The sequence below is a fragment of the Microvirga sp. GCM10011540 genome (genome assembly GCF_042650665.1).
GTDB classification, from domain to species: Bacteria; Pseudomonadota; Alphaproteobacteria; order Rhizobiales; family Beijerinckiaceae; genus Microvirga; species Microvirga lenta.
Genome location: NZ_JBHSBQ010000137.1, coordinates 1 through 21,060, shown reverse-complemented (window position 1 = coordinate 21,060; position 21,060 = coordinate 1). Strand labels below are relative to the sequence as shown.

General features: G+C 65.6%; 17 protein-coding genes and 1 pseudogene. 14 read left to right on the top strand and 4 right to left on the bottom strand.

Going from position 1 to position 21,060, the window contains the following annotated elements; translation table 11 throughout:
* Positions 1-13: 13 nt before the first annotated feature.
* Entirely contained in the window at positions 14-901 is an 888-nt protein-coding gene (locus tag ACFOYU_RS20975; protein ID WP_377035113.1) for a YihY/virulence factor BrkB family protein, read from the top strand.
* A 67-nt stretch (positions 902-968) separates the two neighbouring features.
* Here ACFOYU_RS20975 and ACFOYU_RS20970 read toward each other — a convergent pair whose 3' ends face one another.
* The gene (locus ACFOYU_RS20970; protein WP_226740365.1) at positions 969-1,376 is read right to left on the bottom strand and encodes a DUF1236 domain-containing protein; all 408 of its coding nucleotides are present in this window, start codon (positions 1,374-1,376) and stop codon (positions 969-971) included.
* A gap of 212 nt (positions 1,377-1,588) precedes the next feature.
* Here ACFOYU_RS20970 and ACFOYU_RS20965 point away from each other — a divergent pair, with 212 nt between their 5' ends.
* From ACFOYU_RS20965 to ACFOYU_RS20930, 8 genes are all read left to right on the top strand, one after another.
* Entirely contained in the window at positions 1,589-3,904 is a 2,316-nt protein-coding gene (locus tag ACFOYU_RS20965; protein ID WP_377035112.1) for an FdhF/YdeP family oxidoreductase, read from the top strand.
* Positions 3,901-4,746 carry a formate dehydrogenase accessory sulfurtransferase FdhD gene (gene fdhD / locus ACFOYU_RS20960; RefSeq protein ID WP_377035111.1) on the top strand — a complete coding sequence of 282 codons (846 nt, stop codon included), beginning with the start codon at positions 3,901-3,903 and terminating at the stop codon, positions 4,744-4,746. Before ACFOYU_RS20965 ends, fdhD begins: the two co-directional genes overlap by 4 nt.
* Positions 4,747-4,842: 96 nt before the next feature.
* Positions 4,843-5,493, top strand: coding sequence for a cytochrome c3 family protein (locus ACFOYU_RS20955; protein ID WP_377035110.1), 651 nt, complete (start codon positions 4,843-4,845; stop codon positions 5,491-5,493).
* 5 nt (positions 5,494-5,498) lie between these two features.
* Positions 5,499-8,438: a TAT-variant-translocated molybdopterin oxidoreductase gene (locus ACFOYU_RS20950; protein WP_377035109.1), complete on the top strand. Its 2,940-nt coding sequence runs from the start codon at positions 5,499-5,501 to the stop codon at positions 8,436-8,438.
* Between the two features lie 4 nt (positions 8,439-8,442).
* A complete protein-coding gene (gene nrfD / locus ACFOYU_RS20945) occupies positions 8,443-9,753 on the top strand; it encodes an NrfD/PsrC family molybdoenzyme membrane anchor subunit (protein ID WP_377035108.1) in 1,311 nt (436 codons plus the stop codon).
* Positions 9,753-10,286: a DUF3341 domain-containing protein gene (locus ACFOYU_RS20940; RefSeq protein WP_226740376.1), complete on the top strand. Its 534-nt coding sequence runs from the start codon at positions 9,753-9,755 to the stop codon at positions 10,284-10,286. The genes nrfD and ACFOYU_RS20940 overlap by 1 nt, the downstream gene beginning before the upstream one ends.
* Positions 10,283-10,777, top strand: a complete 495-nt coding sequence (locus ACFOYU_RS20935) for a cytochrome c (protein WP_226740378.1) — start codon at positions 10,283-10,285, stop codon at positions 10,775-10,777. The genes ACFOYU_RS20940 and ACFOYU_RS20935 overlap by 4 nt, the downstream gene beginning before the upstream one ends.
* Positions 10,774-11,826, top strand: coding sequence for a hypothetical protein (locus ACFOYU_RS20930; protein WP_377035107.1), 1,053 nt, complete (start codon positions 10,774-10,776; stop codon positions 11,824-11,826). Before ACFOYU_RS20935 ends, ACFOYU_RS20930 begins: the two co-directional genes overlap by 4 nt.
* Positions 11,827-11,849: 23 nt before the next feature.
* Here the strand turns inward: ACFOYU_RS20930 and ACFOYU_RS20925 are convergent, their stop codons facing one another.
* Positions 11,850-12,392: a cytochrome c family protein gene (locus tag ACFOYU_RS20925; protein WP_226740381.1), complete on the bottom strand. Its 543-nt coding sequence runs from the start codon at positions 12,390-12,392 to the stop codon at positions 11,850-11,852.
* A gap of 313 nt (positions 12,393-12,705) precedes the next feature.
* Here ACFOYU_RS20925 and coxB point away from each other — a divergent pair, with 313 nt between their 5' ends.
* The 5 genes from coxB (at position 12,706) to ACFOYU_RS20900 (ending at position 18,297) form a co-directional block, all read left to right on the top strand.
* Positions 12,706-13,743, top strand: a complete 1,038-nt coding sequence (gene coxB, locus ACFOYU_RS20920; protein WP_377035106.1) for a cytochrome c oxidase subunit II — start codon at positions 12,706-12,708, stop codon at positions 13,741-13,743.
* Positions 13,740-16,307: a cbb3-type cytochrome c oxidase subunit I gene (locus ACFOYU_RS20915; RefSeq protein ID WP_377035105.1), complete on the top strand. Its 2,568-nt coding sequence runs from the start codon at positions 13,740-13,742 to the stop codon at positions 16,305-16,307. The genes coxB and ACFOYU_RS20915 overlap by 4 nt, the downstream gene beginning before the upstream one ends.
* A 2-nt stretch (positions 16,308-16,309) precedes the next feature.
* Positions 16,310-16,669: a hypothetical protein gene (locus ACFOYU_RS20910; protein ID WP_377035104.1), complete on the top strand. Its 360-nt coding sequence runs from the start codon at positions 16,310-16,312 to the stop codon at positions 16,667-16,669.
* A 129-nt stretch (positions 16,670-16,798) separates the two neighbouring features.
* The gene (locus ACFOYU_RS20905; protein WP_226740389.1) at positions 16,799-17,020 is read left to right on the top strand and encodes a hypothetical protein; all 222 of its coding nucleotides are present in this window, start codon (positions 16,799-16,801) and stop codon (positions 17,018-17,020) included.
* A gap of 128 nt (positions 17,021-17,148) precedes the next feature.
* Positions 17,149-18,297 carry a glycosyltransferase family 87 protein gene (locus tag ACFOYU_RS20900; RefSeq protein WP_377035103.1) on the top strand — a complete coding sequence of 383 codons (1,149 nt, stop codon included), beginning with the start codon at positions 17,149-17,151 and terminating at the stop codon, positions 18,295-18,297.
* A gap of 42 nt (positions 18,298-18,339) precedes the next feature.
* Here ACFOYU_RS20900 and ACFOYU_RS20895 read toward each other — a convergent pair whose 3' ends face one another.
* On the bottom strand, positions 18,340-19,974 hold the full coding sequence (locus tag ACFOYU_RS20895) for a hypothetical protein (protein ID WP_377035102.1): 1,635 nt from the start codon (positions 19,972-19,974) through the stop codon (positions 18,340-18,342).
* Positions 19,971-21,060 (bottom strand): annotated as a pseudogene (locus ACFOYU_RS20890) (hypothetical protein); the annotation flags it as partial. The pseudogene ACFOYU_RS20890 and the gene ACFOYU_RS20895, both read right to left, overlap by 4 nt.

Genomic DNA, 21,060 nt, shown 5'->3' with positions numbered 1-21,060 from the left:
ATTTGGTTCATCGATGTTTTCAGAGACGTTGCGGCTGTTCAAGGTGGCCTTCGAGGGGTGGTGGAACGACCGTGCCATGAGCCTGGGCGCGGCCATCGCCTTCTTCACGGTCTTCTCGCTCGCCCCGATGCTGCTCGCCGCAATCGCCGTGGCAGGGCTCGTCTTCGGCATGGATGCCGCTCAGGGAGCGATCGTGGATGAACTCGGCGGTCTCACGGGCGAGCAATCGGCCGCTGCCCTGGAAGCCATGATCGTCAATGCGAGCAATGTCGGATCCGGGATCGTCGGCATGACCGTGGGGATCGTGACGTTCCTCCTCCTGGTCACCGGAGCCATCGTGGAGCTGCAGGACGATCTGAACATCATCTGGAAGGCGCAGCCGCCGGCACATTACGGCATCTGGGACTTCATCCGGACGCGCCTGCTCAGCCTCGGGCTCGTCCTCGGGATCGGCTTCCTGCTCCTCGTTTCCCTCATCATCGATGCGGGGCTCTCCGCCCTTGGCGCCTATCTGGAAGCGACTTTCTCCGGCGCCACGGTCCTCCTCCAGATCCTCAACAGCATCTTCGCCTTCGGAACCGCTTTTCTCCTCTTCTCGATGATCTTCAAGATGCTGCCGGCCGTGGACCTGCGCTGGCACGATGTGTGGACCGGTGCTCTCGTCACCAGCGTCCTCTTCACGGTGGGCAAATTTCTGATCGGCTACTATCTGGGTCGCAGCGGCGTCACCTCCACTTATGGTGCCGCGGCATCCCTCATCACGATCCTTTTGTGGATCTACTATTCGTCCCTCATCCTTCTCTACGGCGCCGAGTTCACCAAGGCCTATGCGGAGAGCCGGGGGAGCCGGGGAGGGAAAGCCGCCCGGGAAACCGTGCCGGAGCCGCGTTCGGTCCGATAACAGAACAGTTCCCACGAAAAGGGGCGGCTCCGAAGAGCCGCCCCTTTTCGGTCGAACGCGCCTTCGTTCAGTCGATGACCTCTACGATCTCGCGGGTCTGCGGATCGACCAGCACCGTCCGGTCGTTCACGACCGTGTAGCTGTAGGGGTTCTGGAGGCCGACGGTCGGCGGAACCGGATAGACCCTCACGCGGCTCGGGAGCGGCCGCCCGACGACGATCTCGTCGCTGACCCGGACGGAGGGGCGCCGCTGCGAGACGACATAGGTCCGCATGCGCGTGGATTCCTCGGCCGTCAGAATGCCGCCCGCGGCCGCACCGGCGATCCCGCCGACGGCTGCGCCGACCGGGCCGCCGACGACGGCGCCCGCAACGGCGCCGCCAGCGGCGCCGGTCGCGGCGCCGGTCTGGCAGGCGGCAAGGGGGATGGCGAGAAGGGTCAGAAGGGCGGCTGAAGTCAGGACATGATTGCGCATGGCGGATTCCTTTCCGGTTTGCACCATGCGAACGCGGTATAGCTTGAGCGGTTCCGTCAAGGTTGGACGTGTTCTCGAAACCCGGTTCGAAGGCTTCTCGGCGATTGGGAACAACGAGCTCTGCTGCGGAACAGTCAGGCTTCCCGTTCATTAACCCCGATTACGGGTGGAAACGTCGCGTCCAGACGACACGAACGGGGAGTCTTGCGCTCATGAGCGAGAAGCCGAAAATCGAACCCTATACCGGTCCAGCAGGCGGATGGGGATCCGTCCGTTCGGTCGAGGGCATCCTGACCCGGGAAGGGCGCTTGGTCACCGGCAACGCCATTCTTCTCAAGCAGAACAAGCCCGACGGCTATGCCTGCGTCAGCTGCGCCTGGGCCAAGCCGGCAGACCCGCATCCGTTCGAGTATTGCGAGAACGGCGCCAAGGCGACGGCCTGGGAGCTGACGACGAAACGGGTTACGCCGGAATTCTTCGCCGAGCACCGGATCGCCGAGCTGAGGACATGGTCGGACCATGACCTCGAGGAGGCCGGGCGTCTGACCCATCCGATGCGCTGGGACAAGGCATCCGACCGTTACCTGCCGGTGAGCTGGGAGGAGGCGTTCCGCGAGATCGGGCGTGAGTTGCAGGGCTTCGAGGACCCCGACCAGGTGATCTTCTACTGCTCGGGCCGTGCGTCGCTCGAGACATCCTACATGTGGGCGCTGTTCGCCCGGCTCTACGGCACGAACAACCTGCCGGACTCGTCCAACATGTGCCACGAGAGCACCTCGGTCGCCCTTCCCGAGAGCATCGGCGTCTCCGTGGGCACGGTTCTTCTCGACGACTTCAAGAAGACGGACTGCATCTTCTTCTTCGGCCAGAACGTCGGTACGAACAGCCCGCGCATGCTCCACCCCTTGCAGGAGGCCTCCAAGCGCGGCGTTCCGATCGTGACCTTCAACCCTCTGCGGGAAAGGGGCCTGGAGCGTTTCACCAATCCTCAGGCTCCGACGGAGATGCTGACCGGGTCCGAGACCCGGATCTCCTCGCAGTATCACCAGGTCAAGGCGGGCGGCGACATCGCGGCCATCATGGGCATGTGCAAGGCCCTCGTCGAGAGCGACGACAAGGCCTGCTCCGAAGGCCGGCCGCCCATCCTCGATCACGCCTTCATCGCCGAGCACACCCACGGATTCGAGGATTTCGTCGAGGCCGTGCGGAGTTACCGGTGGCCCGATCTGGAATCCCAGTCCGGGCTGCCCCGGGCGGCCCTGGAGGCGGCGGCGGCGGAATATGCACGCGCCAAGGCCGTGATCGGCATTTACGGCATGGGGCTGACCCAGCACCGCACCGGCGTCGAGAACGTGCAGATGGTGGTCAACCTGCTGCTCCTGCGCGGCAATATCGGCAAGGAGGGCGCCGGTATCTGTCCTGTGCGCGGGCATTCCAACGTCCAGGGGCAGCGCACTGTCGGCATCTCCGAGAAGCCCGAGCTCGTGCCGCTCGACAAGCTGAAGGAAAAGTACAATTTCGAACCGCCGCGCAAGACCGGCATGAACACGGTCGAAGCCTGCGAAGGCATCATCAAGGGCGAGGTGAAGGCATTCCTGGGCCTGGGCGGCAATTTCGTCCGCGCGGTTCCGGAAACTGCCGCCATGGAGCACGCCTGGTCGCGCCTGCGCCTGACCGTGCAGATCTCGACCAAGCTCAATCGCAGCCACCTGATCCACGGCGAGGTCGCCTATATCCTCCCGTGCCTCGGGCGCATCGAGATCGACGAGCAGGATACCGGCCCGCAGGCCGTGTCCATCGAGGATTCCACCACCTGCATTCACGGCTCGAAGGGCCACGCCAGGCCGGCGAGCCCCGATCTCCTGTCGGAGCCCAGGATCGTCGCCGAGATGGCGAAAGCGGCTCTTCCCCCGAAGAAGGAGGTGCCCTGGGACGAGTGGGTCGCCGACTACGCCCGCGTGCGGGACGCCATCGAGGAGACCTATCCGGACGACTTCCGCGACTTCAATGAGCGCATGTGGCAGCCGGGCGGCTTTCCGCGTCCGGTCGCGGCGCGCGACCGCCAATGGAAGACGAAGACCGGCAAGGCGAACTTCATCGTGCCCCGGAGCCTGGAGGAGGCGCTCGGCCTTGCCGAGGAGAGCCGCGATATCCTGAAGCTCATGACGGTCCGCTCGAACGACCAGTTCAACACCACGGTTTACGGCTATCACGATCGCTTCCGGGGGATCAAAGGCACCCGCAGGGTCATCCTCATGAACCGGAACGACATGGCTCGCCTGGGCCTCGAGGAGGGCGAGATGGTGACCCTCAGGACCGCGGTGGACGATGGCGTGAGCCGCGAGGTGAGCGACATGCGCGTCACCCCCTACGACGTGCCGGAAGGGTGCTGTGCCTCTTACTATCCGGAATGCAATCCGCTGATCCCGCTTTGGCATCATGCGGAGCGAAGCAAGGTGCCGGCCGCCAAGTCGATCCCGATCAGGATCGAGCGGATGGGGGCCAGGATCCCCGAGGCAGCGGAATGACCCCGCGTCTTTCTCCCGTCGTCCGTCTGCCGCGGGTCAGCGTCTCCGGGGACGCCGTCGCTGCGGGGGAGAGGGTCGTGCCCGAGGAAACCCCGATCGCCTTCACCTATAACGGATCCGCACACGCGGTGATGATGGCGACGCCGGCGGACCTGGAGGATTTCGCCGTCGGCTTCAGCCTCTCCGAAGGCATCATCGCATCGCCTGGCGATCTGGCTTCGATGGAGATCGTGGAGCACGAACTGGGGTGCGAGATACGGATGTGGCTGTCCGATGCCCGCGGCGAGTCCTACCGGGCCCGGCGGCGCGCCCTGGCCGGGCCGGTGGGCTGCGGCCTGTGCGGAATCGAATCCCTGGCGGAGGCGGCGTGCGCCGCGGAGCCGGTCCAGGGCGACCTCCGCCTCCCGCCGAAGGCCATCGCCATGGCGATGGCCGACCTTTCCGACGCTCAGCGCCTCAATCGGGAGGCGCGGGCCGTTCATGCCGCCGCCTTCTGGCGGCCGGACCTGGGTCTGGTCGCCCTGCGCGAGGATGTCGGTCGCCACAACGCCTTGGACAAACTGGCGGGCGCTCTCGCCCGGTCCGGTCAGCCGGCCTCTCGGGGCGCGGTGCTTCTCACGAGCCGCGTTTCCGTGGAAATGGTCCAGAAGGCTGCTCGCATGGGAGCGCCGGTTCTCGCCGCCATTTCGGCGCCCACGGCGCTTGCGGTGCGGACGGCGCAGGCCTGCGGCATCACCCTTGTGGCCATCGCGCGAAGCGACAGGTTCGAGATCTTCACCCACGAGGAGCGGATCTCCCTGGGGGATGGAAGGAGCGCCGATCTGCAGGTGGCCGCTTTCTGAAAGAAGGGAACGAAGCTGCGCTGAGCCGATTGTAAACAGCGAAGCTTCAACCCGGGCCTCCGGCTCGACACACCAACAGGTGCGCGGCACGCAAAAATGGCGCAGCTCTTCACACGAACGGCCAGCAACGCCTTTCGAGTCCTGATCGTCCTTGCGCTTTTCTCGGTCGTGGGGGCAGGCGTACTCGGCTATGCGTGGTCGCGTGCCGACGCCACGTGGAACGTGGGCAAGCCGGCGGACCAGCCGGTTCCGTTCCGCCACGACCTGCACGCGGGCTCGCTCGGCATCGACTGCCGCTACTGCCATTCGACCGTGGAACGCGCCGCCGATGCCGGCATGCCCTCGGCTCAGACCTGCATGACCTGCCATTCCCAGGTCTGGGTCGGCGCGAGCGTCCTCGAGCCGGTCCGTTCGAGTTTCGCGCTCGGACAGCCCCTCACATGGACCTCCGTGCATCGGCTGCCGGACTTCGCCTATTTCAACCACGCGGCTCACGTGACGAACGGGGTGGCCTGCGAAACCTGTCACGGCCGGGTGGATCAGATGACGAAGACGGTCAAGACCCAGACGCTCTCGATGGGCTGGTGCCTGGATTGCCACCGCGATCCGGCGCCTCATCTTCGTCCGCGGGAGGCCGTGTTCGTCATGGGCTACAAGCCGCACGGCCAGGATCTGCCGGAGGACATCCAAGCCTTCTATCGCGAGGCGTCCCGGCGACTCACCAGCTGCAACACATGCCATCGGTGAACGGAATGGAGCGCCTTCCTCTCGACCTCGACACCCTGAGGGCCCGGCTCGCCGAGGAGCGGGGGCCGGTGCTGTGGCGCAGCCTCGAAGAGCTCGCGGACGTGCCCGAGGTGCGGCGCTACGTCGAGGCGGAATTCCCCGATATCCAGACGGCAACCGTCGACCGGCGCACGCTCCTCCGGCTGATGGCGGCTTCTCTCGCCCTCGGCGGGCTCGCCGCCTGCGACAGCCGGCAAACCGTCACCGATGCGCCGCTCCTGTCGCAGAGTCACAACGTTCCCGGCTACACGCCGGGCGAGCCCCTGGTCATCGCCACGTCGCTGGAGCTGAACGGCTACGGGCGCGGCGTTCTCGTGAGGGCGCAGGAGGGGCGCCCGGTCAAGATCGACGGCAATCCGCTTCACCCGGCGACCCTCGGTGCGACGGACGTGTTCGCACAGGCCGAGGTCCTGTCGCTCTACGATCCCGACCGTTCCGACAGCCCGCTCCAGAACGGCCTTCCCCGGAGCTGGGAAGAGCTGACGGAGTTCATTCGTCCCGTGCGCAACGAGCTCGTGGTCGGCGAGGGCAGGGGGCTCCACATCCTGATGCCGCCGACGAGCTCGCCCACCCTGGCCAGGCTGACGAGCCTTTCGGAGCAGCTCTTTCCCCTGGCGCAGTGGCACCGCTATTCACCCATCGACGAAGACAACTTTCGCGCCGGGGCGGAATCGCTCTTCGGCCGTGCCGTCGATGCAATCTACGATCTGACCCGGGCGGATGTGATCGTCACCCTCGGCGGCGACCTGTTCCTGGAGGAGCCGGGGCATATCCGGTACGCGGCGGACTACCAGGCGCGGCGCCGGGCGGACGACCGGCCGCTGCCGCGGCTCGTCGCCGTCGAAGCCCGCCCGAGCCTCGTCGGCGCCCGGGCCGACGAGAGGGTGGTGCTTCGCCCGCGGGATATCGAGGTCTTCGCACAGGACCTTGCCGCCGCCCTCGATGCGGGATCGGCTCATCCGTCGGAACCCCACCCGGCCATCGGGCGTCTCGCGGACGAGCTGCGCCGCGCCGGCGCCCGCGGCCTCGTCACAGCCGGGCGTGAGCAGCCGCCCCGCGTTCACGCACTCGCGCTCGCCATCAATGCGCGGCTCGGCGCCTTCGGAACCACGATCCGGGCCATCGAGCCCGTCCGCCCGGCATCGGGCGAGAACGGGTCCATCGTGGCGCTGGCGGAAGCGATTGCGGCCGGGCAGGTGTCCCGCCTGCTCATCCTCGGCGGCAATCCCGTCTATACCGCTCCGGCGGACCTGGATTTCGGCGCTCTTGTCCGGCGCGTGCCCCTGTCTCTCCATCTCGGCTACCATCGCGACGAGACGGCGCTCGCCTGCCACTGGCATGTCCCTGAAAAGCATCCCCTGGAGGGCTGGGGCGACCTGCGGGCCTTTGACGGCACCGTCGGCTTGCGCCAGCCGGCGGCCATGCCGCTGAAGGCCAGCCTCGGGGTGGAGGAGTTCCTCGGCCTCATGTCCGGCCAGATGGTCGACGGGCGCTCGCTCGTTCAGGCGACCTGGCGGGAGGTCTGGGGCGACGCGTTCGAAGAGCGGTGGCTCAAGGTGCTCGAAGACGGCGTTATCGAGGGATCGGCCTCGCCTCCCATCGATATTTCTCCGACGCCGGAGTGGAATGCCGGTGCGCCGGGGCCGGCGCCTTCGTCAGGAATCGACGTCGTCTTCAGTCCCGACCCCTCGGTTTGGGACGGCCGCTTCGCCAATAACGGCTGGCTCCAGGAGCTTCCGAAGCCCCTCACGAAGCAGGTCTGGGGCAATGCGGCCCTGATCGCGCCGGAGACGGCGGAGATGTTCGGGCTCGCCACCGGCGATGCCGTCGATCTCACGGTGGAGGGGAGAACCCTGCGGGTGCCGGTCTGGGTCCTTCCTGGCCACGCGCCCGGCGCCGTGACCCTTCCGCTCGGCTACGGCCGCACGCAGGCCGGCAGCATCGGCAGCGGGATCGGCTTCAACGCCTATCTGCTGCGCCAATCGGGGCATCCCTGGGTCGCCCAGGGCGAGATCAGGACCACCGACGAGCGGATCGCGCTCATCAGCACGCAGTTGCACCACGCGCTGCAGGGGCGGGACATCGTGCGCGTCACGGGTCCAGACCCGGCCGACACCGCGCAGCCCGGAGAGACGGAGGCGCTGCCGTCCCTCTATCCGGAATGGCGGTACGAGGGCTATGCCTGGGGCATGGCCATCGATCTCGATGCCTGTATCGGGTGCAATGCCTGCGTCGTCGCCTGCCAGGCCGAGAACAATATCGCGGTCGTGGGGCCCGAGGAGGTGGCGCGAGGGCGCGAGATGCACTGGCTGCGGATCGACCGCTACTATGCCGGCGATCCGACCGAGCCGGACACCTATTTCCAGCCGGTGCTCTGCATGCATTGCGAGAAGGCGCCGTGCGAAGTGGTCTGCCCCGTGAACGCCACCGTCCACTCGGCGGAAGGCCTGAACGACATGGTCTACAACCGCTGCATCGGCACGCGGACCTGCTCCAACAACTGCCCCTACAAGGTCCGGCGCTTCAACTTCTTCGACTACCACGGCGCGGAATATGCCGCCTCGCCCGAGGCGCTGAACCCGCAGGTTACGGCCCGCAGCCGTGGGGTCATGGAGAAATGCACATTTTGCGTTCAGCGGATCGGTGCTGCCCGCGCCGAAGCCCGGATCGAGAACCGGCCGATCCGCGACGGCGAGATCGCCACCGCCTGCCAGGAGGCCTGTCCGACCCGGGCCATCATCTTCGGGGACGTCAACGATCCCGACAGCGCGGTCAGCCGGCTCAAGCGCAGCCCGCGCAACTACGCCCTTCTCGGCACGTTGAACACCCAGCCGCGGACCACCTATCTCGCCCGGATAGAGGCCGATGCCGAGCGGCAGCCCGCCGATGCCACGGATAAGGAGTGACGGAATGGCAAGCGACGTGCAGGCCCTGACCAGCCCCGTCGCGGAGGTCCCGCTCTCGCCGCGCTTCGGCTGGGCCTGGTGGGTCGCGCTTGTGATTTCGGGAGTTCTGGTGCTCCTGCTCGGCTACACCCTGATGTCCGTGGTGCTCGTGGGCGTCGGGGTCTGGGGCGTCAACATCCCCTTCGTCTGGGGTTTCGACCTCATCAACTACGCCTGGTGGATCGGCATCGCCAACGGAGCGAGCCTCTTCGCCGCGAGCCTCGTTCTGCGCCAGCACGATCTGCGTACGGCCGTTAACCGCTTTGCGGAAGGCGTCGCCTTCTTCGCCGTCATCTGCGCCGGCATCTTTCCGATCTTCCATCTCGGGCGCCCGTGGCTGTTCTACTGGGTCTTTCCCTATCCCGCGACCTTCCAGGTCTGGCCCCAGTTCCGCAGTACGCTCACCTGGGACTTCTGGGCCATCAGCACCCACGCGATCGTCACCAGCCTCCTGTGGTATGTGGGGCTCATCCCCGATCTCGCGACCCTTCGCGACCGCGCCAGACGAAAGACCGTGAAGAAGATCTACGGTCTCTTCGCCCTCGGCTGGCGGGGCTCCGTGTACCAATGGGCCTATCACCAGCGCGCCTACCGCCTCGTCGCCATCCTGGTTCTGCCGCTGATCCTCATCATGCAGAGCACCGTCGCCTTCGAGTTCGCGGTAACGCTGGTGCCGGACTGGCACGAAACGCGCCAGCCGCTCCACTTCGTGGCCACCGGCCTCGCCCAGGGCCTGTCGATCGTCCTCCTCGTGGCCGTCATGCTGCGGTGGGGGTTGCGGCTCGAACGCTACATCGACGACAGGGACGTGGATCTGCTGGGCAAGCTCGTCCTCGCGAGCGCGCTCGTATCGGGTTATCTGTACATCGACGAGATCGCGAGCGCGTTTCTGGCAGATCCCATCACCCGCCAGTCGACCTTAACGCGCATGACGGGCGATTATGCCGGCTTCTACTGGGCCGCCATCGCCTACAGCGTCGTCATTCCGCAACTGTTCTGGCTTAAGGTCGCGCGCCAGAGCATCCTGGCCGGTGTCTTCGTCGGGTTCTCCATCGGCGTCGGCGTGTGGCTCGACCGCTTCTCGATCATCATCGGGGGCCTTCAGACCGATTATCTTCCCTCCATCTGGAGAGACTACACCCCGACCATTCCCGAATGGGGCCTGTTCCTCGGCACGGTCGGGCTTTTCGCCGCGCTCGTGCTTCTCTTCATCCGCTTCCTGCCCGTCGTCTCCATGTTCGAGACCCGTCACGACGAGCATCTGGAGAAATCGTGATGGCGGAGAAGCTCTATGGCATGATTGCCGAGTTCAGGAAGCCGGAGGCTCTTGCGGAGGCCGTGAAGGAGGCCAGCCGGGCCGGCTATACGCGGCTCGATGCCTTCAGCCCCTTTCCCTTGCGTGATGTAGCCCACCTCCTGGGAGCCCGGACCTCCGCCATTCCGTGGATCGCCGTCGTTGCCGGGCTGGCCGGCGCCGTCGTTCAATATGGCTCCCAGTATTGGATGAACGTGATCGACTATCCCATCAATGTCGGAGGGCGGCCCCTTCACAGCTGGCCGACCTTCATTCCGGCGACCCTGATCGTCGCCATCCTCTGGGCGGGCGTGGCGACGCTTCTCGGTCTGCTGATCATCCTGCGCCTGCCGCGGCTCCATCATCCCATCTTCGCGGTCCATGGCTTCGAGCGCGCCTCAGAGGACCGCTTCTTTCTCTGCATCCTGAGCGAGGATCCGCTCTTCGACGAGGAGGGAACAAGGCGCTTTCTCGAAACGCTTGCTCCGCAGATCGTCCGCGAGGTTCCGGCATGAGACCGGCCTTCGTGCTACTCGGCGCTGCGCTTCTGGCCGCCTGCGATTCAGGTACCGAGGTCACGCCCTCCATCTCCTCGACGCGGGTCGTTCAGCGGGCCTATGTGCCGGCGCCGCCCGGTGTCGTCCCCCGGGGCACGAGCGCCTATCTTGCCGCCGTCGCGCCTCCCGGTCCGGAGGTTACGCCGGAACTCATCCGCCGCGGCCAGGAGCGCTTCCTCGCCTTCTGCTCGCCATGCCACGGTCCGAACGGGCAGGGCAATGGACCGGTGGTCTCCCGCGGATTTCCGGCGCCGCCCTCCTACCATCAGGAGCGCATCCAGGCTTTGTCGCCGGCCCAGATCGTGACTGTCATCACCTTGGGGAAAGGCATGATGTTTTCCTACGCGGATCGCGTGTCGCCGGAAGATCGCTGGGCCATCGCGCACTATGTCAAGCAGCTGCAGGCGAGCGGGCCCGCATCGGCGGCGGGTCAGAGGCCGGTCCCATGAGCACGTCAGTCGCCATCTCCCGGGGCAGGATCGTGGCTGGCCCGCTTCTGGTCGCGGCGGTTCTGGCAGCCCTGGCGGCCGTCCTCGTCCGGACGAGCGGGACCGGCCTCGAAGCCACCTATGTGGTCTTCATCGTGGTCGCCGGGCTGGCGATGGGCAGTCTCGCCCTGCTGATGATCGGCCATCTCATGAACGAGGGCTGGCTTGCCCCGGTACGCTCGGAGGCCGAGGCCGCGGCGCTTACGATGCCGCTGCTCCTCCTCATGGGGATTCCGCTCGCTTTGGGTCTGGAGCAGCTCTTTCCGTGGGCCGATAACAGGATCGACCTGCCGTCCGGTCGGGCCGTCTTCCTCAGCCCCGCGTTTTTTCTCGTTCGCAGCGTCGTGTACATTCTGATCGCCAGCGTGATCGCATTCTGGCTCGTCGGCACCGGCAATCCGCGGCGCGTGAGTGGCATCGGGCTGTTCCTGCTCACTCCGGTGATCACGTTTGCAGCCTTCGACTGGGCCTTTTCGAGGGATCCCACCTGGTGGTCGAGCCTCTTCGGTTTCGCCTTCGCGCTCAGCCAGGTTCTCGCCGCGCTTGCCCTGACCATCCTGATCACCCTGCTCAGGCCGGAGCATGCCGCGCCCGAGCGGATGAAGAGCCTGGAGCGGGCGCTCCTGACCCTGTCGCTCCTGGCGATCTGGACATGGTTCGGCCACTTCCTGATCGTTTGGCTCGCCAATCTGCCCGACGAGGCGGCTTGGTATCTCCGCCGGGCGGATCCCGGAAACCTGGTCCTGATCGGCATCGCGTTCGCCGCCATGATTCTCGCCGTCCTCATCCTGATCCCGACCGGCGTCAGCCGCCGCGTCATGATCGTTGGGAGCGTGCTGGTTCTCGTTCAGCATGGGGTGCACATGGTCTGGCTTCTCCAGCCGGTTCGGCGCCTGTCCTGGCTCGATCTCGGTCTCGCCCTTGCCGCGGCTGCAATCTGGATCGTCGCATTCGCGATCCTGATCCGGAGCCGACCGACCTATGCGGAAGAAATGGCGGAGGAGCCTTAGAGCACGGCGTCGTTACGATGCCCCTAGTGCGGAGAGACGACGTTCCCGTCCGGATTGGGGAAGATGCGCTGGGTGCGAGGCGTGGTCTCGGCCGGGTCGGCGACGGAGCGATCAAGTCCCGGGAAGGATGGCTCCTGCCGCCGCAGGGTCGGGGCGGGCTCAGGGGGATAAATCTCGATCCGGCTGCCCAGGGAGTAGAGATAGGAAGCGATATGGCGGGCCTCGGGCTCCGTGATGCCGAGGGACGGCATTCCCGTCTGTGCTTTCAGGGCCGGCGGATCCATCAGCCACGCGATCAGGTAGCGGGGTGAATTGGGGAGAAAGCCGGCCAGGAGACGTTGCTGGGAGTAATCGTCGAGGTGCGGCCCCACTCTGCCTCGTGCTCCCCGGATCCCCTCGATGGCATGACAGGTGCCGCAGCCATAGGCATAGATCAGGCTTCTCCCCTGCTCGGGATCGCCGCCTTGGATCGTCAGAAGCTCCGACTGCTCGGACGTATCGCTGCAGGCGGATAGCCCGGCGGCTCCGACGATGCTCAAAACCTGGATAAGACGGCGCGCTGTCATCTGCTTGTTTTCACGATCCCTGAGGCGGAAACCTTCAAAGCGTTGCCGTGTTCCAGTGGCGGAGGCGACAGGAGGCGCGCAGCCATGGCGGGACGGGCGCCAGGATAGGCGGTGCTCATGGGGGATGGACATGATCGCATCCGCGAGGTGACGGTCCTCCAGAGGTGTGGGCCGGCAGGCGCGGCGGAGCGAGCAAAGGGCTGCTGCGGCAATAAGCGAGGTCGCTGGCAGGCGCTTTGCGACGGCTTTCAGGGAACCATCCGTCACGGTCAAGCTTTTCTGTTCAACCCACATAAGGCTCACGTAGGGCGGGATGGACCTGAAATCGACACGACCTCGCCCGTCACGGGCGCTGGATCCGCTGCTGGCATGCACCAGATGGCTGGCGCTCGTCTCGGGGGTGCCGGTTCTTGCCGGGTGCAGCGGCATACAATCCGCCCTCGACCCCGCCGGCAACGACGCCTACGAAATCTACCTGCTCACCATCGTGATGACAGTCGGCGGCACGCTCATCTTCGTCGGCGTGACCGCGCTTCTGCTCTATGCCATTTTCTCCCGTCCCGAGCAGAGGGCATGGCTCGGCACCCGACGCACCATCGTCTATGGCGGGCTTGCCTTTCCCATCGTGACCCTGACCTTTCTGCTGCCCTACGGCCTCACCGTCATGCGTGATACGGACGTGCCTACGGCCGACGCCTTGCAGATCGAAGTGATCGGGGAGCAGTTCTGGTGGCGGGTGCGCTATCCTGCGGAGCAGGGGCAGCCGGAGGTTACGACGGCCAACGAGGTCGCGCTGCCCATCGGGCGCCGGGTCACGGTAACCGTCACTGCCGCCGATGTGATCCACAGCTTCTGGATCCCGAACCTGGCCGGGAAAATCGACATGATCCCCGGGCGGGTCAACCGCTTCAGCTTCACGGTGGAGCGCCCCGGCATCTATCGTGGGGTCTGTGCCGAATTCTGCGGCGACCAGCACGCCCTCATGGCGTTCGACGTCCTGGCCATGGAGGATGCCGAGTTTTCCGCCTGGCGCGCGGCGCAGGCGGCTCCTGCCCGGGAGCCGGTGACGCCCTTCCTCGAGCGGGGCCGCGAGCTGTTTCGCAGCGGCGGCTGCGGCAATTGCCACGCGATCAGGGGAACGGAGGCAAACGGTCAGTTCGGGCCCGATCTCACCCATGTGGGCAGCCGCCGCACGATCGGAGCCGGGCAGTTCCCCAACAATATCGGTACGCTGGGCGGATGGATCGCGAATACGCAGCATCTCAAGCCTGGCGTGCGCATGCCGTCCTACGGCATGCTGACAGGCGAGGATCTGCGGGCCATCGCCGGATATCTGGAGAGCCTGAAATGAATGCGCCGGAGTCCCCGAAATCCTTCGAGCGCGACACGTCCGAGTTCCCGAACCCAGTTCCGCGCCCCAAAGACGAACTCGAGAGGCTGAAGCGGCCATGGGTGCCTCCCAAGGGCCTCAGCTTCATTACGGCCGTCAACAACACCTATGTCGGCATGTGGTATGTCGGCACGGCGCTGCTGTTCTTCGTGCTGGCCGGCATTCTCGCCCTGATCATGCGGACCCAACTGGCCTCGCCGGAGAGCGATCTCGTCGGCCACGACCTCTACAACCAGCTCTTCACCATGCACGGCACGGTGATGATGTTCCTCTTCGCCGTGCCGGCGGTGGAGGCTGCGAGCGTCTATCTCCTGCCCAACATGCAGGCGGCCAGGGACCTGCCGTTCCCGCGCCTTTCGGCCTATGCCTTCTGGGCCTATTTCGTGGGCGGCCTGGTCTTCTTCTCGACCATCTTCTTCGGCCTTGCGCCGAAAAGCGGCTGGTTCATGTATCCACCGCTTTCCAGCCTGAAATACTCTCCGGAAGACAACGCCGACTGGTGGCTTCTCGGCATCGGATTCATCGAGATTTCGGCCATTGCAGGCGCCATCGAGATCATCGTGGGCGTAATGAAGACCCGCGCCATCGGCATGAGCCTGGATAAGATGCCGATCTATTCCTGGGCCATGATCGTCTTCGCCGCGATGATCATCGTCGGCTTTCCGGCCATCATCCTCGGGACCCTGCTGCTTGAGATGGAGCGGGCCTTCGACTGGCCGTTCTTCATCGCCGAGAGGGGCGGGGACCCGCTCCTGTGGCAGCACCTGTTCTGGTTCTTCGGCCATCCCGAGGTCTACATCATCTTCATTCCGGCGACCGGGATGGTGTCGATGATCGTGCCGGCCCTGGCTCAGACGCCGCTGGTCGGCTACCGCCTCATCGTCCTGGCGCTCATCGCGACCGGCTTCCTGTCCTTCGGGCTGTGGGTCCACCACATGTTCGCGACCGGCCTGCCAAAGATGTCGTTGAGCTTCTTCTCGGCGGCGAGCACGGCGGTGGCGGTTCCGAGCGGCATTCAGGTCTTTGCCTGGATCGCGACCATCGCGGCCGGCCGCATGAAGCTGAACACGCCTTCCCTCTTCATCATCGGCTTCCTGTTCATTTTCGTCCTCGGCGGCCTCACCGGGGTCATGGTCGCCATGGTGCCCTTCGATTGGCAGGCTCACGACACCTACTTCGTGGTGGCGCATCTCCATTACGTCCTGATCGGCGGAATGGTGTTCCCGCTCTTCGCCGCGCTGTATTTCTGGATCCCCGCAGCGAGCAAGCGGCCTCTGTCGGAACGTCTCGGCCGCTGGGTCTTCGGGCTCATGTTCCTTGGGGTCAACGTCACCTTCTTCCCCATGCACATCACCGGCCTCATCGGAATGCCGCGGCGCGTCTACACCTATCCCGTCGGGATGGAATGGCACGAACTCAACCTCATCTCCACCGTCGGCGCCTTCATGATCGCGGCCGGTGTCGCCCTGTTCATCTACGACATGCTGCGGAACTTCCGGCCCGTACAAGATCAGAATGCCGGCAACGTCTGGAACGCCGGCACGCTGGAATGGCTGCCGAACGGCAATTACGGCGTCCGCAGCATTCCGGTCATCACGAGCCGGGAGCCGCTCTGGGATCAGGCGAACCTTGCCAAGGACGTGGAGGCAGGCCGCTACTACCTGCCCGGCACCGTGACCGGCGGGCGCGAGACCATCGTCACCAGTCCATTCGATGCACGTCCGCAATACATCCTGCAGATTCCGGGCCCGGGCTGGCAGCCCCTTCTCGCGGCCGTCTTCACGGCAGGCTTCTTCCTCCTGCTCACGGTGAAGCTCGTCTTCCCCTCCATCGTCTGCGGGGTGCTGGCGGTCGGCTGCGTGATCTGGTGGCTGTGGGAGACCGATCCCGGTCCCGTCCGGCCGCCCGCCGATATCGGCGGGGGCTTCACGGTCCCGGTCTACGTGACAGGACCGATGAACCATTCCTGGTGGGGCATGATCTCGCTTCTGGTCGTGTGCGGGATGATCTTCACCTGCCTCGTTTTCTCGTATCTCTTCCTGTGGCTGGTCAATCCCGGCGCATGGCCTCCGGAGGGCGTCGTCGTTCCCCACTTCCTGTACGGCGCCGTCGTGGGGGCTCTCTATCTTGCAAGCGCGGCCCTGATCGTCTGGGCCAGCCGGAATCTGAGGGGTGAATACCGCCGCCGCCCCGCATCGGTGCCGATCCTGATCGCGATTGCGCTTCTGCTCTTCGTGGCCGGATCCGCGATGGACCTCTGGAGCCACTGGCAGACCGGCCTCAGCCCGAAGGAGCACGCCTATGGTGCGGCCGTCTACGGCATCGTCTCGTTCCAGGTGCTCTTCGTCGGCGTCACCCTCATCATGGGGCTCTATACGATCGCACGCTGGCTTGCGGGCAAACTCGATTCCGTGAGGAGGACGACTTTCGATAACACCATGCTGTTCTGGTACTACACGACGGCGCAGGGTCTCGGTGGCGCTGCTGTCGTCTACGGCTTCCCGAAGCTGGTCGGGGGGTACTAGCGGTGACCGGGCGGCGGATGTGGCAGGTCGTGTTCATGCTGGGCGGTTTCCTCGCCTGGGCCGTGCAGTTCACCGTCATCTATGGCGTCACCTCGACCGTGTGCGCCCGGGGCTGGGCGGACACGACAGTCCTCGGCGCCGGAATCGTCCCCTTCACCGTCGCCGGAACGACCCTGGTGGCCGCTGTTGCGGCTGCCGCGTTTCTCGTCCACGCCCTCCGGAAGCATCGGCGGCTGCAATCGGCGGATGCTTCCGTCACCGATGTCTTCCTGATCCAGGGAGCAGTCCTGATCAGCGCCTTTTCCATCGCGGCCATTCTCTGGCACGGACTGCCGGCCTTCATCCTCCCTGCGTGCTCCTGACACGCGAGGTCGCGGGCCCGGACCCGATGCCGCTCTTCTGCGTTGCCTTTTTTCGTGGTCATGACCGCCCTTCGCAATTATGAGCGAGGCCGGCCGAACGGGATCGGATGAGCGTGGAGTTGGTGGGACGTGGAAATCTATCGTATCGAGACGATTGCCCCTGAATCCGAAGGGGGTGGGGTCATCCGCCGGACCTTCGTTCGCGTGGAGTCTCTGGAGAAGGCGAAGGAGCGGGCTCTCAGGGTGTTCACCCGCGCCCGTGTCCCACAGGCCGCGGGCCCTCAGGTCGAGGCCGTGCGGGTGCTGAACGGGGCCGGTTACGAGGTCTTTTCCATCAACGCGAGAGATTGACGACGCGAAGGATGCTCGCGGACTTGGCGTGCGATCCCGGTCCGGTCCGGTCTGGTCCTCCCGGGACGCCGCGCTAGACTCTCCGGCAGGGCTCGCTTGAGCTTTCAGCGGCTTGAGGAGAACCTGCGATGACGGCGCAACCGATGCGATGGATTCCTCTTCTGGTCCTCGCCATGCTCTCGGTACTGGCGATCTGGTCGGAATACCCGCGGATGACGCCGGGCGCGTCGCTTTGGGATTTCGGCTCGTTCGTGGCGTCGGGACGCGCGGCAAAAGAAGGATTGAACCCTTATGGCATCTACCCGCTGACCCTCCACGTTCAGCTGCCCGGGTTCGAGTCGTGGAATCCCAACCTCAACCCGCCCGTCTCGGCGCTGCTGTTCCAGCTCTTCGATCTGACCGAGCCTCACCAGAGCTATCTGATCTGGCGATGGATCTCGGTGGCGTTCTATATCGCGACCATCGCCTTGCTGGCGTTCCATTTCCGTGGCGCCGACATGCCCATCTTCGTCATCTGGGCCTTCGCCCTGGCGGGCTTCTGGGACACGCTCTTTCTCGGGCAGATCTACCTGCCCCTGGTCTTCGCAACCGTCGCCGCCTGGGTGCTGCTGGAACGCGGCGCGCCTCTGGCCGCGGGCATCCTGATCGGCGTCGTGATCGCGATGAAACCGAACTTCCTCGTCTGGCCGGTGCTTCTGTTCCTGGCAGGCCACCGCCTGCCGGTTCGTGCCGCAGTGGCGACGGCAGCCCTCATCAGCGCCGTGCCGCTGGTGGTCTACGGGCCTGAAATCTACCGCCAATGGTTCGAACTCGTCGCCTCCGACCGCGACCGCGCCTTCTTCCTCACCAACGCCTCCTTCGCGGGCCTTGCCGCCCGCGCCGGGGTGCCGTCCCTCGGCCTCGTCCTCAGCCTTGCGCTGCTGGGCGGACTGGCGGCTTGGGCCTTCTGGCGCCGGCCCGGCATTACGAGGGTCAGCAGCCTGGCGCTCGTTGCATCCCTGCTCGCCTCGCCCCTCGGCTGGATCCAGTACACGCTGTTCCTTCTGCCGGTCCTCATGAGCCACAGATACCGGCCTGCCATGTGGGTCGTCATGGGTCTGCTCATTGTGCCCGTCCCGTTCATCATCAACCAGTTCGGCAAATCGGCCCTGGTCCAGTTCACGATCGGATCGGCCTATGGCTGGGCCCTGGTGCTGTGCCTGATCGTCCTGCTCGTGGACGAGTGGCGGGAGCTGAAAGGGGAGCCCCGGATCGAGGGAAGGCTGCGCAGCGCCTGAGGCGCTACGTTCCGACCGGAGTACCGGGGCCGGGATTTCCTGCTATCCCCCGGTCGGGGAGGATCCTTCCGCCGTCGTCGGATCGCCGTCGAGGTCCCGGGAGCGGCTGACGGTCTCCGCAGGCTCGTCCCGCAGGATGTAGACCTTCCAGTCCGCCGTTTCCCGCAGGAGCTCGTAGTTCTCGGTCAGGTGATCGGCGTAGACCCGGCGCAGGCCCTCCGCGGTCCAGCTTTCGATTGCCCATTTCGGGTCCATGACCACGCGCACGTCCCGGAACACCTCTTCGGCGGGCAGGTGGTGGTCATCGTCCAGGGTGCGGCCCCAGTGATACCAGGTGCTGTCTCCCTGCGGAGGCTGAAGGCCCAGGCCGGCCGAAAAGGGGCCGACGAAATCGAGGACGAGCACGTGGCCGGCGTCCTCCCCGAGTTCGTCCAGCGCCCGTGCTCCATCCGCGATACTCTCCAGATATCGGCTGAAGGCGGGATGCTCGCCCTCGCTCCAGAGCCTTGCGAGCCTGACCTGCTCGAAGTTCGGCAGGGGGACGGACTGACCGTATCTCGTCGCCGCGAGACCTGCATGGAGGCCGAGGGTGGCGGTCATGTGAACGGTGCTCGGCAGCAGGAGAGCCAGCAGAAGAAGAGGGGCTCCTGCAGACAGGAGGGGGCGCTTGCCGTCCTCGGGCGCCGCCGGTTGAGTCCTGGCGAGGATCTCCGCCGCGACCGCTGCTCCGGCGCCGAGGGTGATGACGCCCCAATGCTGGAAGTTCTGGTTGATGATCATGAAGCCCGAGCCGGCGCAGAACCCCAGGAACAGGAAGTCGCGCAGGCTGCGGGTGCGCCAAAGAACCAGGATCGTGAAGACCGCGAAGAGAACGTAGTCGGCGAGATTCCTGAACAGCGCTTCCGCAAGCTCGTTGATCTGGTCGATTCTGCCGCTCACCTCCCCGGCGAGGAGCAGGTCGTCGAAATGGGCCTTGGTCGCCCCCCATGAGGCTTCGACAGCCAGGCCGATGATGATGGTGACGGCAAGAGCCGCCGCGACCCACAGGCGCTGGCGCGAGAAGAGCAGCATGAAGACCATGAAGGCCAAACCGACCACCCCGTAGCTGATCTTCATGTAGAACATCAGCAGGAGGAGGGCGGACGCACAGACGGCGTCGAGCCATGCCTGGCGGCGATGCGGGTAAACAGGCTGCAGATACATGATCAGCAGCAGGCCGAGGCCCGACCAGCCGATGCGGTTATAGAACATCGCAAACGACAGATCGCGGATTCCTTCGCCCAGATTGGCGGGGACTGCCGTGACCAGGATGAGGAAAAGGGCGACGGGAAGTCCGATCGCCGGGCGAAGCCGGGATCCGGCGACATGAGCGGCAATCAGCGCGAAACCCAGGACAAGGAGGCCCATTCCGATCGGCATTGCGCCGCCGAAGCTGCCGGTCAGCCAGTAGCCGATGGCAGGAACATAATAGACCAGGGGTCCGAGAGCAGTGTGGAAATCGCGGTTGGGCACCTGGCCCAGGCTGACGCGATGAACTCCGTCGAGGAAGATGAAGAGATCGTTGAGATACTTGGTTGTGACGGTCTCACCCGGCAGGGCGAGCAGCAGGGCGCACACCACTCCTGTGGCGACCACGAGCATCTCGACGGATGCGGGGCGCTTCAACCATTGCGTCATTGCGAACACCCATCCCCAGCCCCAACACGCGATGCGGATGCTTGTTCCGCGGGACAGGATCCGGACGACGTGCGGCTCTCTGCCATCTCTCCGGCACGACTGTCCCTGCGATGCCAGACGATCCAGGCGTCGGTTTCCCGGACCGGCTCGAAGGTGCTCTCGATATAGGTTCCGTACAGGCTGCGAAGGGGCCCCGGATTGACCCCCCATTTGGGCTCCATCAAGATCTCGACATCCTTGAAAAGCAGGTTCGGCGGCAGGTGGTGCTCGGTGTTGATGTTGCGGCCCCAGTGGAGCCAGGCGTTGTCGCCGCGCGGGGGCGGCAGGTTGAGCCCGGCCGAGAAGGGATTGGCGAAGTCGAGCACGGACACCTGCCGCGGGCGGGTCGGAAGCTCCGCCAAGGTTTCTCCCCCCTTCCGGATGCTCTCCAGATAGGCGGAGGTGAAGGCATAGTCGCCGGGCGTCCACAGCCGCGCGAGCCTGACCTGCTCGAGTCCCGGGAGGCCGAACGGCTGGCCGGACCGGGTGACGGCAAGGGTCGTATGAAGCCCAAGGCCCAGCAGGTAATGGACCGTCGTCGGCAGAAGAAGGGCGAAAAGCAGGAAGACCGAGCCCGAGGCAAGGGAGAGGGACCCGCCGCCTGACGCAGTCCGGGCATATTGGGTCCGAACCAGGATCTCGGCCGCCACGACGGCGCCGGTATGGAGCGTGATGATGCCCCAGGGCTGGGAGTTCTGGGCCTGGATGAGGAGCCCCGGACCGGCGCAGAACCCGAAGAACAGGAAGTCGCGAAAACTGCGGGTGCGCCAGAGCGCCAGCACCGCGACGATGCCGAACATCACGTAATCGGCGAGGTGCCTCAGGAAACCGAGCACGAGACCGACCGCTCCGCGCGTTCCGCTGACCTGCCCCGCGAGCACGAGATCGGCGAAATGGGCCAGGGACGCCTTCCAGAGGATTTCGACCGCGAGGGCTGTGAGGATGGTGAGGCCGATGGCCCAGGCGGCCCAGCGGCGCTGGCGCGCATCGAACAGCATGAACACCAGAAAGGCCAGAGCCACCAGACCGTAGGTCACCTTGGTGTAG

What these genes read in the sequence shown, in the direction of transcription:
- ACFOYU_RS20925 (WP_226740381.1), bottom strand. Translation starts at nt 12,392, where the DNA reads ATGACAGCGCGCCGTCTTATCCAGGTTTTGAGCATCGTCGGAGCCGCC.
- ACFOYU_RS20950 (WP_377035109.1), top strand. Translation starts at nt 5,499, where the DNA reads ATGGAGCGCCTTCCTCTCGACCTCGACACCCTGAGGGCCCGGCTCGCC.
- fdhD (WP_377035111.1), top strand. Translation starts at nt 3,901, where the DNA reads ATGACCCCGCGTCTTTCTCCCGTCGTCCGTCTGCCGCGGGTCAGCGTC.
- ACFOYU_RS20965 (WP_377035112.1), top strand. Translation starts at nt 1,589, where the DNA reads ATGAGCGAGAAGCCGAAAATCGAACCCTATACCGGTCCAGCAGGCGGA.
- ACFOYU_RS20955 (WP_377035110.1), top strand. Translation starts at nt 4,843, where the DNA reads ATGGCGCAGCTCTTCACACGAACGGCCAGCAACGCCTTTCGAGTCCTG.
- ACFOYU_RS20975 (WP_377035113.1), top strand. Translation starts at nt 14, where the DNA reads ATGTTTTCAGAGACGTTGCGGCTGTTCAAGGTGGCCTTCGAGGGGTGG.
- ACFOYU_RS20895 (WP_377035102.1), bottom strand. Translation starts at nt 19,974, where the DNA reads ATGACGCAATGGTTGAAGCGCCCCGCATCCGTCGAGATGCTCGTGGTC.
- ACFOYU_RS20940 (WP_226740376.1), top strand. Translation starts at nt 9,753, where the DNA reads ATGGCGGAGAAGCTCTATGGCATGATTGCCGAGTTCAGGAAGCCGGAG.
- ACFOYU_RS20915 (WP_377035105.1), top strand. Translation starts at nt 13,740, where the DNA reads ATGAATGCGCCGGAGTCCCCGAAATCCTTCGAGCGCGACACGTCCGAG.
- ACFOYU_RS20970 (WP_226740365.1), bottom strand. Translation starts at nt 1,376, where the DNA reads ATGCGCAATCATGTCCTGACTTCAGCCGCCCTTCTGACCCTTCTCGCC.
- ACFOYU_RS20900 (WP_377035103.1), top strand. Translation starts at nt 17,149, where the DNA reads ATGACGGCGCAACCGATGCGATGGATTCCTCTTCTGGTCCTCGCCATG.
- ACFOYU_RS20935 (WP_226740378.1), top strand. Translation starts at nt 10,283, where the DNA reads ATGAGACCGGCCTTCGTGCTACTCGGCGCTGCGCTTCTGGCCGCCTGC.
- ACFOYU_RS20930 (WP_377035107.1), top strand. Translation starts at nt 10,774, where the DNA reads ATGAGCACGTCAGTCGCCATCTCCCGGGGCAGGATCGTGGCTGGCCCG.
- nrfD (WP_377035108.1), top strand. Translation starts at nt 8,443, where the DNA reads ATGGCAAGCGACGTGCAGGCCCTGACCAGCCCCGTCGCGGAGGTCCCG.
- coxB (WP_377035106.1), top strand. Translation starts at nt 12,706, where the DNA reads ATGGACCTGAAATCGACACGACCTCGCCCGTCACGGGCGCTGGATCCG.